Raw genomic sequence first — 13801 nt, 5'->3', positions numbered from 1 at the left:
GAAAGGAATTATCATCTATCCGGTGGAGGGCGAGACTTTCAATAATGAAATTCTGAAGTTGACCTTAAGCGATTATCCGTTTGTCATCGTAGATCGGTATTTACGAGGACTCGACGCCAACTGCGTAAGTTCCGATAACTTTACTGGAGCTTATGAAGCAACCAAGCATTTGACAAGTCTCGGCCATACCCAGATCAGCTTTCTCAGCACAGCGATTACGGGCACCACGAGCATCGAGGATCGGTTGCGTGGTTACGAGCAGGCCTTGAGCGATGCCGGACTGTCAATCAACTATCGGCTGCGACTGATTCTTAACAACCGTTTGTCGATCTACGATCAAATAAGGAATTATATCTTGGATAATCCTGATGTTACTGCCATCGTAGCGACAACTTCGACCATCGGCCAGTTGGCAATGAAGGGCGCCCGGGACTTGAATCTCGTCGTTCCGCGGGATCTGTCAATTGTGTGTTTCGACAACCATGAGAAGTCTGAGCTTTCGGAAGTCCCACTTACTTATATAGATCAGAACGAGAAAAATATGGGCAGAGAAGCCGCTAAGCTTGTCCTTTCTCTTATCCAGAACCCTAACCAAGAACGCAGCAACCTTACGCTTCCCTGCCAGCTTATTGTCCGCGGCTCAACGGTAAGCCCCAATCTTGCCCGATCCTAGAACGCTCGCAGAAGGAGGTGCTTCTTCCTGGATTTGATGAATATGTTGTATAAACATTTATAACATTAGTACTTATCGATGGGGTTGATTCCAATGAAAACAAAAATTCAAAATCAATTTTTCTTATCCTACCTTTTCCTTGCCGTTATCCCGCTTCTGGCGCTTTCCTATTATTCGTACTACACCATCAAAACCAACGCTCAAAAAGAGATTGTCAATACAATTTCATTTGATATGCGGCAAAGTCAGGCTTCCCTCGACGCTTTGTATCTAAGATTTCAAAAGTATATGGACATTCTTTCGAATTCGTCCACTTTCTATAATTTCGTTCTCCCTGCGTTAAGCGATATCAAGCAAGGGAATATCCAACATGCCAAGTACATCGGCACGACGAGCCTTGACCCGCAAATTAAGAGCTTGTTTGCAACGGATGATGTGATTTCTGCTGCCATGGTCATCATCGACGGACGCGTCGTCTACAGCTACAAATCTTTTGTTTCCGTTACGAATGATTTCAACAATAATCCCATCATTGTCAGCACCGAAGCTAGTCCCAACATGCGTTGGTTTAGCAATCAACTCACTCCCTTCGGCTCCTTCGAAGGCAAATATTCGGTGATCACCAAAAACATTTATAACATTATGGGGAATAATCCGTCTGAGATCCTTTGCCAAATTGTCCTGTTGGTTAGTCAGCAGAAGATGAACGATCTCTTAAACAATGAGCTTCGATTTGCTGACAGCATCATTCGCGTTTTGGATACAGATRATACAATCATTGCTGGAAATGATCATGCTCTCCCCCTTAGCGATCATCAAATTGCCTTAATGACCCAAAAACTTCCACTCGATCAAAACCCGAACAACATCTCGTACATCGATAAATTTTTCGGTTTGCAAAATATATCGAACGTTACGAATTGGCGCATCGTCCAGTTGTCATCTTCGAAGCATGTCACGGAAGCTTCTTCATCCATCATTCTCTTTTCCAGCATTCTTGCAGCTGCTTTACTGATCCTCATGTTTCTCTTTTCATTTATTATTTCTAATGAGATTCTGCTTCCCATCAAGCGTCTGGCCAATGCGATGAAAAAGGTCGGAGAAATGAATATTAAAATGACGGTCATACCCAATTCCAAAAACGAAATCAGTGAAATTGCAAGCGGATTCAATCAAATGGTAGAGCGAATCGACCACTTATTTAGACAAACGATTGATATCGAACGACAAAAACGCAAATCCGAAATTGATATGCTCAAATATCAGATTAATCCGCATTTTTTATATAACACAATTAACTCCATACGCTTTTCTGCAATGAAACATAAGGATGAAATCACAGCCAGTATGCTGGTTACGTTAAGCCGACTGCTCAGAAATACCCTCAGTCATCCTAACAACGTAATTGCATTAAGAGAGGAAATACAAAATATTAAAGACTACATCTCTTTGCAGCAACTGAGATACGATCATCATTTAAACGTTGAGTACCAGATAGAAGAGCAAACTGCGCATTTGCTTGTACCGCATATGATTTTACAGCCTATAGTTGAGAACTCCATCATGCATGGCTTGAGCCACAATTTAAACACGGGTGCCAAAGCCAGTATTATCCTCTCTTCCTTTTTGAAAAATAGCTCAACCCTGATCCTTTCCATTCATGATAACGGGATCGGAATCGCCAGCCAGATCATCGACAATCTGCTCGTTCATCAATCAACGATTTCTTCAGACTCGCTGCGCATCGGCTTCGTTAATATTCATAAAAGAATCAGGCTCCAATATGGGGAACCCTATGGAATCGAGATCGAGAGTGCAAGCGGTTTCTTCACAAATGTAAAAATTATTTTGCCCGTACTGGACAATATGGAAGATGCCCAAGCCCATTTCATTCGCGAAGGAGGTACCAACTAACCATGAATGCCATTATTGTTGACGACGAGCCTTACGTAAGACAGATGCTTAAGAACATGATTCATTGGGATGACCTGTCTCTTCAATTGGTGGGCGAGTTCTTTAATGGTCAAGATGCCTATAATTGGATGAAGGAAGACAACCACGTAGACCTGGTGATTACGGATTTAAGAATGCCGATCATGGACGGACTGCAGTTGATCAAAGGTACTTTGGCGATTAGACCCGATATAACTTTTCTTGTGATCAGCGCCTTTAACGATTTTCATTTAGTGAAAGAAGCTTTCCTTCTTGGCGCCAAAGACTATTTATTGAAGTCTGAAATGACAGAAGACCATATCAATCATACGCTGTCCAATCTGCGGTTAAGCGAACGCCCGACATTGCCGGCCGTCTCCAGCAAGGATCTGATGAAAGAAATGCTGCTAAACCGTCTGGCCGTGGAGAATCTTACGACTAGTGATATCAGCACCTTGAAGGAACTATTGTGCAACAATGAAAAAAGACGCCTAACCTTGCTTCTACTAAGATTGAACAAGCTTGATGCTACTGCCTCTACACCAGAAGCATCCATGAAAAATGCCATCTCGGAATGCCTCTCTCCTAACGAGGAGATCCTGACCGCTAGCAGTCAAGCGCAGGTTGAAATCATTCAGACGTCGCCATTCGAATATTTAATCCTTACGCTCTATGCCCCTCAGGAATCTGAATCTTGCATCATGCATCATTTAAGGAGTGCCTTTGGCACATTCCGCCCAAGCGGATTCCGGATCAATCTCGGGGTGAGCCGTGTTTCCTTCAATTTCTCCTTGCTTCCGCAGCTCCTTCATGAGGCGAGGCTGTCCGTGGATTATTGTTTCGTTGCAGGCAACGGTTCCATCATTCCCTACACGGCGCAGTTCGAAGAAACGCGCCTACTTGCGATCGATAGCCGGCAACAAGTTTCCATTTTAAAGGATCAGCTGAGTGCCATCCTCTTTGACAAGCGTAAACCGGAAATCCATAGCGTCATCATCCCGCCTCAAAACGTGAGCGCCAGCCATATTCGAGCTATCAAAGAGCTCTACATGAAATATCATTTTATTCTCATGGATTTTGCGATGCAGAACGGCCTCTACGGCGAGCTGCGCGAGCTAAGCAATAAGTACGAGGAGCATTTGAAATTTTACGGCGATCTGGACTCGCTCAACAAATGGCTATCCTCCGTAATTACCGTCGTAAAGTCCCACAATGGCGAGAACTCCATGATTAATCAAGTTAAGCACTATGTGGAAGAAAACTATATGCAAGATATTAGCCTGCAATCCGTTGCCAACAAGTTTAATATCAACAGCAGCTATCTTAGCCGCCTGTTTTCAGAGAAACGCGATACTACTTTCACCGATTATTTGTCCCACACCCGCATAACCAAGGCGATTGAATTTATCAAATCGTCCAACCTGAAAATCTATGAGATTTGTGAAAAAGTAGGCTACACGTCCCCTGAGCATTTCAGCCGAACGTTCAAGAAATTGACCGGCAAAAGCCCAAAACAATTTATGGATGGCCGTGAATGAAAAAAAAATCTGCCGTGCAATTTCGGCAGATTTTTTTTCGAGATGCTTCACATCAATAGCTGATCTTGACTGTTTTAATTTCAAATGGCTTAAAACTAAGCGCTATCACATTCTTTGTTTCTAGCTTCTCCATGTCTTCCTCCAGCATATTCGTTACGGCAGCCTGGGTTATATCGTTCGCGAACGTCAACGTCGAATTGGTATATGTCCCCTCTGCCTCATACAACCTAATGATATAGGCCTTATCGTTATCTTCGCACGGCTTGATCGCTTCAATCATAATATTCGGTTCGCTGACGCGAAGAAATGATTCGAAGCTGCATGCACCCGGAACAATAATCGGCTTATAATTGAACGCATAGGCGGGCTTGATGACAGAGTCTGCATCGAATCCGCTGTGATGCGGCAGGAACGCATAGGAGCAGCTGTGTTCGCCCTTATCCCCCCTGAAATCCGGTCGACAACCGCCCTTATGAAGTGTTAGTCCAAGCTGGGACTGGTGAACAGATATGCCGTATTTGCAGTCGTTTAACATGGCAACACCGTACTTGGTTTCAGACAAATCGGTGTATTTATGATTGCACACCTCGAACTTGGCTTTTTCAATATCCGTATTACGGGTCGTTGAACGCTTGATGTAGCCAAACTGCAGTTCCTGTCTTGCAAAATCAGCAAATACACTCGTATCAAATACCGTCTTGAGCAGTCTGTGATCGTCTTGCCAATTCATCAACGTCTCGAATTTCACTTGCTTACTGTCGCTGTAGAAAATGACGTCCTGCAGCAAGCTCGATTTGGCGGTCAGCTTATAATGATTGCGGATTCTAAATTCCACGAGCCCATCCGAGACGATTTCGCTTGAGAGCAATTCAGCGTTATCCTTGAACTTCATCTCAATATCCGCATCAATGTCCCAGCTATCCCAAGCGGTCGGTACATCCTCCGCCATGAGCAGCGTATTCAGGGCATAGCCGTTTCCTCTGAGTTCCCTATTCAGGCTCTTGTCGATCATCGATTGGATATAGTTCTTTTCGTCGAAAACCACTTTGTAGAACGGCGTATCCAGCGTATGGTTCTCATAATGGAAACAGGAGCCTTCCCCAACTTCGCCTTCTACCCGCTCCAGCACCACAGAGGATAGCGCATTGATCGTTAGACCAGCTACAGCGAGCTGCTCGCATCCCCACAGATCGGTTACCCGCTGCTGAGCATAATCTCCTTGGATCACGCAGCCATCCACAGCATGCAAGTAGATCGTATCATTGCGATCGAAAGCTAATGTGTTAATAACCGAAACTTTGYTGTCCACAGGTTTGGCAGTCACAACTTGCTGGATTAATTTGTCTGCTTGCTGAATAATGTGCGTCGTTTCCGAAATACTCCGGTCATGCACTTCTGGAATCGATGTTCCTGGCAAAATATCATGAAATTGGTTGATCAGCAGCGTCTCCACAAGCGGCCTGATATCGGTATCACGGCATATCGCATCACGATTCACCGCATCTCTAACCGTGAGATATTCCAAGTCATGCAGACGAATTTCGGACAATCGATTATTGCGTTTGATTGTATGTTGATTCGTGAGCGTTCCTCGATGAAGCTCGAGATACAGTTCACCGGCATATACGGGAGGGTTCGTAAGTGACTGCTCCAGCTTTTGCATGAAATCGCCTACTAGCATCGTCTCCACTCTCGGGCACCCTTCCAAATCGCTGCTTCTTCGCGCCATTTCAATCATTTCGAATTGCGGCCCACCGCCACCATCGCCATAACCATAGGCCAGCAGGCGCATGTTGGACACTGTTTTATCCGTGATTGCATCTTTGGATCGATGACCGTCCATTACGGAGTCAATGCATGTTTCCGGGTCCGGCCACAAATGGGTTTTATTTAAATGCGTTAGCACCCTCGTTCCATCTAATCCCTGCCAATAGAAGGTATCGTACGGGAACTTATTCGTGTCGTTCCACGACATCTTGGTTGTCAGGAAATAGTCAACCCCGCATCCCTTCATAATCTGGGGAATGGAAGGACTGTATCCGAACGTATCCGGCAGCCAGAAGCAATTCGACGTATAATCGAAATGCTCCCGTGTAAATCTCTGCCCCCATACGAACTGCCGCAGCATCATTTCCCCTCCGACTAGATTGCCGTCGCATTCAATCCATACAGCTCCATTCGGTTCATACCGTCCTTCTTTAACTGCGGCTTTGATTTTTCCGAACAACTCCGGATAGTGCTCCAATATCATTTTCCCATGATAGGCAGAACTTTGTACAAATTTGTACTCTGGATACTGCTCCATTAAACTAATCTGATTCGCATACGTTCGCGCGCACTTTTTAACGGTTTCTTCAATCGTCCAACGCCATGCCGTATCCATATGGGAATGCCCAATGACCGCCGCAATCGGTGCCAACGAGGTATTCTTATATTGATATAACGTTTTAATAAGCTTGCTGGATTGCGAGACGGCCTTCTCAAATAAGTGGGTCTCAATATTATCTGGGGAATAATAAAGAATTTCATGGATTTGTATCAAAGTTTTAATAATATTGGCTCTAACAAAACTATTTTTGTCCAAGGCGCTAGCCATTTGATTAAAGGTTTTCAGGTCGAAATAAAAATCGGCCATCTGATGGTTTTTCACACAAACCTCGACAGAATCGTATTTGTGCATGAAATCAGAGCGCGGAGATTCCGCCAACGGCTGGCTTGCTGCTGAAAAATGCCCCGCATAAGACTCCAGTGCAACGTCAATGAGCTCTCCGCCTTGAACACTCGACTTCAGCAAATCGCAGTAGTGGTTTCCATGGCTTAATGTAAATATGCCTGAAGGCGATCCGTTTACCCAGAGAAGTGTCTCATGTCCTCCGACATGCGGTTTCAGAAACAACGTTTGATTATTCAGCTCTTGCTTGACCTTGTAGGTCCCTTTAAGCCAGCAATAATTCCCTTCACCACCCCATACTTCGCCCGAACTGGCCTGGACGAACAAATGGCTCTCCGGTATGTGATGCAACCTCTCCGGCGTTCGGTAAATCTCTACATCCAACGTGTCTACTTTGGTGAAAATATAAGGCTCTATCGTTTTCTCGAATCGCTTGAGCTTCCCTAGCATGCGCTCTGTCTGTTTTTCATTCAGCATAGCTTTAGTTTTCTCCTTACTTTTTGTTATACAGTCTGTTCGCGTTCTTGACTAACTCATCGCCGAGTTGTTTTTTCCAGTCCGCAATAAAAACGTCGAAATCATTAATCGTTTTCTCGCCAACGATGACCGATGTGAACATGGTGTTCCATTGTGTTGCATACGTTTGGTTCTTGCCATCTAGATTCTCACCGGATTCAGTGGTAATCGGGCCCTCTACCGTCGGTTTATCCGTAGTGACGAGGTAATCCACATTTTTCTTGCTGTACAGTCCACTGTCATCAAACAGCAGCTTCTGTCTGTTCTCTTTTACGAAAGTAGGAAGCACTTTGGCATTAACGTCATCCGTGGCATCAAAAGCACCCATAAATGGCCAGCCGAATCCTTCTTTGGCTTTGGCATCATTCGTTGAGTATTCCTGCTTGGTCACAGGCGAACCATTGACAAGTGTATAGTGATTCTCTTTCAATCCATACTTGGCAAGTGTAAATGTCTCCGGATCGCCAAAAATGGTATCCCAGGCCGTCATAATTTTGTGCAATTTGTCCCGATCTTTCTCCAGCTTCTTATTGAAGAAGACGACATTGGTGAACATCGGTGCGTTGGCGACAATCGCCTTGCTGCCGTCCCCCAGGGTCGGGAATGGCGCCCATTCCAGCTTGGCATTCGAATATTTCGCTGTTAACTTGGCACCGATGCTTCCTTCATCAAAAGGCGGGGTGATCTGGAGCGTCGTATTGTAATACTGGTAGAAGAGCGCGTTGTTATTGACAAATTCGTCAACTGGCGTCGATGTATTCTGATACATCGTGTAGTACTCCGGATTGATATAGCCGGCCTTATACCATTTGTTAAGCTGAATCAGCGCTTCTCTCATACCAGGCATGAATGGCGCATATTGAATTTGGTTATCTTTATAAATCCAAGCGTCACGCCGTACACCGTAAGCGGATAAGAAATAATACATCGCCTGCGCTTCTCCGCCGTTCTGAACCGTGATCGGATAATTAATTGGATATTTTTCCTTATACTTTTTGAGCACGACATCCCAATCGGCAATCGTTTTGGGCATGCTCACCCCAAGCTCTTTCAAAATGTCGGAGCGAATGGCGACGCCATATGGCAAGGAGTTGCCCAGTGCCCCGTTGTTGAAGCCCTTCAGCTTGCCATCTCTGGACCATAGATCGAGGATGTGGCTTTTCTGATTGCCTACTCTGCTAACAAATGACGCATAGATGTTGGGCGCGTATTGCTTGACTTCATCCTCTGTCAAGATTGCTGCCGAGTCAAACAGCGCTTTGCTGCTTGTAACATAGCCGCCGTACACATCCGGCATCTCACCGGACGCAACGAACAAGTTCAGCTTCGTGTCATAATCCGCATCCGGCACAGCTGTGATTTTCAAGTTAACGCCCAGCTTTTCATTCAACTGCCGAATAACGTCCGAATTGGGATTAGGCTGAATTCTTGTCGTAAAGATATTGATTGTTGGCTTTTCCGTCGTTCCTTTTTCCGTGTTATTGCTCGATGAGGTACAACCCGCAAGAACAGCAACAGCAGCTGTGGTCAAAACAAGTGAAGCAGAGACATTTTTGACAAATTTCATCGACAATTTCCCCTTTACTTTCATCATTTATTTGGACAAGCCTTGAAACCGATATTAGCCTTTCACAGCACCAATCATAATGCCCTTAATGAAATATTTCTGCAAAAAGGGATACACCATGATGATTGGGATCGTGGTGACAAGCAAGATAGCTGCCTTCACAGATTCTGCCGTATATCGCTGACCGGACATATCGACATTCTCAATCCCCATCACATTGGCCAGCGCTGCATCCTGCGCATTATTAAGAACATCTCTCAAAATAATTTGCAAAACTTTAATTTCACCATTGGATATATAAATCATGGCATCAAACCAGGAATTCCATTGACCAACCATAGACCATAACGTCACAGTGGCAATAATCGGCGTAGATAGAGGTAAAACAATTGTGAAGAATATGGAAAAATCGTTCGCTCCATCTATGTATGCGCTCTCTTCCACCTCAACAGGCAAAGATGTAAAGAAATTCCTGATAATGACAATGGTATACGCGCTGCATAAGCCAGGGATGACCAAGGACCAGATTGTATTGAGCATATGCAGCTCTTTGACCAGCAAATAGGTCGGAATTAATCCCCCTCCAAAAAACATCGTGAAAATAATGAGACTCATCCACAATTTTCTACCTAGCAAGTATCGTTTGGATAGCGGATAGGCAAGCATAGCCGAGACAACAACCGTAAGAAGGGTTCCCAAGATCGTACGCAGAATCGTCCAGTAATAAGATTCAAGTAAAGCGCCAGTCGCAAAAAGCTGTTTATAAGCATCGAACGTTGGATTGTTTGTGAACAGGTGAAGCCCAATTGTACTGGACTCATCTGGAGGGCTAATTGAAATTACAGCCTGTTGTACGAATGGAAAAACAATCGTTAAGCAGATAAATAACATGAAGGCTATATTAAAACCATTAAATATCCTTTCACTCATACTTAATTTCATAAGCGTACTCTTTCCTTTCCTCATTAAAAAACGGTATAGTTTGATAGCTTGCCAACAATCCAATTCGAAAATAATACAAGGATGAGTGCAATGACACTTTTGGCGATCCCAACTGCTGTTGAGAAACTATATTGCATATCGACCAAGCCGACCCGATACACGAAGGTATCAATAATGTCCGCAGTTGGCATGACGATGGAATTATAAAGGTTAAATATCTGGTCGAATCCACCATCGAGAATACCGCCCAGCCCTAGCACAAAGAGCATACAGATCGTAGGTAAAATACTTGGAATCGTAATATAAATACATTGTTTGAACTTGCCCGCGCCATCAATGACTGCCGATTCGTACATATCCGAGTTGATCCCGGCAATAGCAGCCAAATAAATAATACTGCCGTACCCTATTTCTTTCCACACATTAGAAACCAGGAGGATTTGCAGGAACGAATCTGCGTTGCCTAATAAAATGCGAGGCTGCCAGCCAAACGCGTCGCTGATTAATCCATACAAGCCATATCTGGGTGAAACAAGCTGAAAGATCAGTCCGGCTACAATAATCCATGAGAGGAAATGTGGCAGATATGAAATCGTTTGCACAATTCGCCTAAATTTATTGGAAACCAACTCATTCAGCAACAATGCAAAAATAATCGGTGCTGGAAACCCTATGGCAATCTTCAGGATGCTGATTTTCAGCGTGTTTAGCGTAACCGTCCAGAAATATTTCATTTCCAACATCTCTCGGAAATACTTGAAACCTACCCATGGGCTGCCAAATACGCCGTCAACCGGGCTATAGTCTTTGAAGGCAATCAGAATCCCATACATCGGGCCGTATTTAAAAACCAGAAAGTATATCATGCCAGGGATTAACAACAAGAATAAAAACTTCTGCTTGATTAACTTTGGAAGTAGCCCTGCTTTCTTTCGCGAAGTAGGCATGCCTATTCCTACCTGCTCATTAACAACGCTCATACTCATCTCCTGCTTTCTCTTGTAGTTTGACACGCGCTTCGCGAATGCGCTTTCTTTCTCACACTTGTATGATTTCTTGGATTAATTGTAGCCCGTTTATTAAATAATATTAATGATTTATCTTTACAAAAAATGATGTATTTTTACTGTCGCTTTTTTCCATATCTTATCACAGTCATCTACTCTTTACTTCAATGAAACTGGGAGCAACTTATAGACTTCTATTTTGAGTTAGGCATATAATACACTTTATGAGTTATTAGTTGAAAGGATGTGTCATACCCTTGATCCCATCAAGCCGTTCAATTCATCAAATTCCCTCTTATAAGAACTATTGGGTATCCCGAATGTTATCCTCAATTGCTTTCCAGATGCTTTCCGTAGCTATCGGTTGGCAAATGTATGAATTGACCCACGACGCCTTCAGTCTCGGTCTTGTTGGCCTAGCTCAATTTCTCCCAATGGTTCTGCTTACATTGGTTGTTGGACATTTCGCAGACCGCTATGACCGGAGATATATAGTTTTTCTATGCCAGATTGTAGAGGCCGGTATGGCCTTATTACTTTTGTTAGGTAGTCTTACGCATTCGTTAGGTCAGAATCATATCCTAATCATGGCTGCCGTTCTAGGAGCTTGCCGTGCATTCGAAGGCCCATCCTCCTCAGCTTTGTTGCCCCAATTAGTACCTAAGGAATTCCTTCAACAGGCTATATCCTGGAACACCTCGGTCGGACAATTATCGCAGATACTAGGCCCCTCAATGGGGGGATTACTATATTGGGCAGGCGCTACTTTCGTTTATACGTTTGCCTCACTTGCCCTTCTAACCGCAGGTATCCTAACCTTCTTCATCCGTTCAAAACCTATAGTGCGCAAATCCGAGCCGGTTTCCCTACGTTCTCTGTTCTCCGGCATCATGTTCGTTTACCGTCAACCAATCATCCTTGGAACGATATCACTTGACCTTTTTGCTGTACTGCTGGGTGGTGCCACCGCTCTACTGCCGATTTTTGCCCTGGATGTCCTGCATACGGGACCATGGGGACTAGGATTAATGCGAACATCACCAGCCATCGGTGCCTTGTTAATGTCCATTGTTTTGGTCTATTATCCACTGAAAAAAGCTGTTGGCTACTTGCTATTTGCAGCCCTTGCCGTCTTTGGATTGGCAACTATGCTTTTTGCCGTCTCAACCAATTTATTCATTTCCCTAGTGGCATTGTTCCTCATCGGTGCTTCGGATGTGATTAGCGTCATCATTCGGTCATCACTCGTACAATTGCAAACTCCGGATGAAATGCGGGGTCGGGTCAATGCCGTTAACTCCCTTTTTATCGGTACCTCTAATCAGTTGGGAGAGTTTGAGTCGGGTACATTAGCTGGATTTATTGGAGCAGTTCCGGCAACTTTAGTCGGTGGTATCGGTACAATAGCGATTGCTGTACTTTGGATGTTCCTGTTCCCATCACTTCGAAAAATGCGCACCCTATCCGATCAGTCATGATAGGTATGAAAAGCAACCTGCCTCATCGCTCTCAAGCGGTCTTATTCCTTCATCAGCCACTCTTTCCCAAAATCAAAAAGGCCGCATTGGCGGCCTCTTGTATCTTTATCTATTAATCAATGCTTTTGATTCGCTCAACTTTCGAAATGATTTCCGGCGTTTGAAGTGTCTATTCAGACATTTCACTAGTATTTCCCTTATTTTCAAAATTAGGAATGATTCGCGAGGAAATAAAAGCCACAACTGGTACAGTAAGGACAACCCCAAAACATCCGGTTATCCCTTGAATGACTTCGATGGTTATCATATTCATGTTCAATAATTGATTACTGGATACATTGGAAACATAAATGATCATTAGAGAAGCTAGTGTAGTTCCTGTAAAGGCAAGAATGAGGGTATTGGCCATGGTTCCCATCATATCTCGCCCGACATTAATCCCGGATATAAACAGTTCTTTTTTGCTAAGATTAGGATTTGTTACATAGACTTCATGAACGGATGAAGCAATAGCAATGCCTACGTCAATAATGGCACCAAGCGAAGAAAGTAAAATGCCGGCGAACAGCAACCCTTTAAGCTGCATACCGGTTTGATCGGCAACAACGATTAGAACTTCAACTTCAGGTGTACTATACCCCGAAATATGGGCTAAATCACCGGCTATATAAGCAACGAGTCCAGCGATGATCATCCCAACTGTCGTCCCAATTATGGCAGCAACGGATYTCGAGCTCCACCCGTTCAATAATAGCAAAGTAACACAGGTTGTCAGGATAACAATCAGTACAGAGGCAAGTATCGGAGAATACCCCCTATATAACATTGGGATAAATAAATAAACAATACAAGCAAAAGTAAATATAATACCTGCCACCGACATTAAGCCTCTTTTCCCACCAAGCCACCACAACGTAGCAAAAAAAAGTAAGGTTAACGTTAATAAGAGTGGAGCTCGATAATAGCTGTACACGCTAACCAGATAATTTTGAGCATTCGCCGTATCGACACTCACGATAAGTGTTTGTCCTGCTTTTGCAATAACGTTTAAATATACGCTCACGTTGTTGGTAATGGTATGAACGGTACCTTTATGCTCTCCCGAAAGAATTTTAACCTCGAGCTCCTGAGACCCCGAATATAAATCTCCCCTTGATGAATCCTTGACTAGCTCCTCGTTAATTACCTTCAAAACCTTTGCTTTTTCATAGTTTGTATAGGATTTATCACCATGCTCATTGTACTTGGCTTCGGGAATGTGATTAAAGAAGTACATAAATAGACCAACGAGCAATAGAAACAGGATAAAAAGAACAACTCTTACTTTCTTTGTTTTAAGCATTGGAAACCTCCAAATTAGTAGCTCTGTAGTCGGATGCTGATTCTATACTTTGTTTGCCCCAAGGTTTCCTTCATTAAATAGTCATTACCCGCTCTAGCAACCAAATGGCTCCTAAAATAAGAGCTACACTTGAGC

The 13801-nt window shown here is 43.9% G+C and carries 9 protein-coding genes; 4 read left to right on the top strand and 5 right to left on the bottom strand.

Annotated features, from left to right (window positions below):
* From AC1DUA_RS04520 to AC1DUA_RS04510, 3 genes are all read left to right on the top strand, one after another.
* A partial coding sequence (locus AC1DUA_RS04520; protein WP_477498594.1) for a LacI family DNA-binding transcriptional regulator occupies window positions 1–673 on the top strand: 673 nt, incomplete at its 5' end.
* A 93-nt stretch (window positions 674–766) separates the two neighbouring features.
* The gene (locus AC1DUA_RS04515) at window positions 767–2587 is read left to right on the top strand and encodes a sensor histidine kinase (protein ID WP_477498593.1); all 1821 of its coding nucleotides are present in this window, start codon (window positions 767–769) and stop codon (window positions 2585–2587) included.
* 2 nt (window positions 2588–2589) lie between these two features.
* Window positions 2590–4143: a response regulator transcription factor gene (locus AC1DUA_RS04510; protein WP_477498592.1), complete on the top strand. Its 1554-nt coding sequence runs from the start codon at window positions 2590–2592 to the stop codon at window positions 4141–4143.
* Between the two features lie 52 nt (window positions 4144–4195).
* Here AC1DUA_RS04510 and AC1DUA_RS04505 read toward each other — a convergent pair whose 3' ends face one another.
* From AC1DUA_RS04505 to AC1DUA_RS04490, 4 genes are read right to left on the bottom strand one after another with little or no spacing between them, the layout of a single operon-like run.
* On the bottom strand, window positions 4196–7291 hold the full coding sequence (locus AC1DUA_RS04505) for an alpha-mannosidase (RefSeq protein WP_477498591.1): 3096 nt from the start codon (window positions 7289–7291) through the stop codon (window positions 4196–4198).
* 16 nt (window positions 7292–7307) lie between these two features.
* Entirely contained in the window at window positions 7308–8897 is a 1590-nt protein-coding gene (locus AC1DUA_RS04500) for a type 2 periplasmic-binding domain-containing protein (RefSeq protein WP_477498590.1), read from the bottom strand.
* Window positions 8898–8951: 54 nt separating this feature from the next.
* On the bottom strand, window positions 8952–9839 hold the full coding sequence (locus AC1DUA_RS04495; RefSeq protein WP_477498589.1) for a carbohydrate ABC transporter permease: 888 nt from the start codon (window positions 9837–9839) through the stop codon (window positions 8952–8954).
* 23 nt (window positions 9840–9862) lie between these two features.
* Window positions 9863–10819 (bottom strand): ABC transporter permease, encoded by a 957-nt coding sequence (locus AC1DUA_RS04490; protein ID WP_477498588.1) that lies wholly within the window; start codon window positions 10817–10819, stop codon window positions 9863–9865.
* A gap of 284 nt (window positions 10820–11103) precedes the next feature.
* On the opposite strand from AC1DUA_RS04490, the gene AC1DUA_RS04485 reads away from it, so the two are divergent.
* Window positions 11104–12324, top strand: coding sequence for an MFS transporter (locus tag AC1DUA_RS04485; protein ID WP_477498587.1), 1221 nt, complete (start codon window positions 11104–11106; stop codon window positions 12322–12324).
* Window positions 12325–12493: 169 nt separating this feature from the next.
* Here the strand turns inward: AC1DUA_RS04485 and AC1DUA_RS04480 are convergent, their stop codons facing one another.
* A complete protein-coding gene (locus AC1DUA_RS04480) occupies window positions 12494–13666 on the bottom strand; it encodes a YibE/F family protein (RefSeq protein WP_477498586.1) in 1173 nt (390 codons plus the stop codon).
* Window positions 13667–13801 lie beyond the last annotated feature (135 nt).

This window comes from Paenibacillus sp. 01T422, assembly GCF_056398785.1.
Note: the sequence above shows the minus strand (reverse complement) of the source record. Positions and strands in the feature narration are given on the sequence as shown.

Coding starts and splice junctions, on each gene's coding strand:
- AC1DUA_RS04510 (WP_477498592.1), top strand. CDS start 2,590: ATGAATGCCATTATTGTTGACGACGAGCCTTACGTAAGACAGATGCTT.
- AC1DUA_RS04500 (WP_477498590.1), bottom strand. CDS start 8,897: ATGAAATTTGTCAAAAATGTCTCTGCTTCACTTGTTTTGACCACAGCT.
- AC1DUA_RS04495 (WP_477498589.1), bottom strand. CDS start 9,839: ATGAAATTAAGTATGAGTGAAAGGATATTTAATGGTTTTAATATAGCC.
- AC1DUA_RS04490 (WP_477498588.1), bottom strand. CDS start 10,819: ATGAGCGTTGTTAATGAGCAGGTAGGAATAGGCATGCCTACTTCGCGA.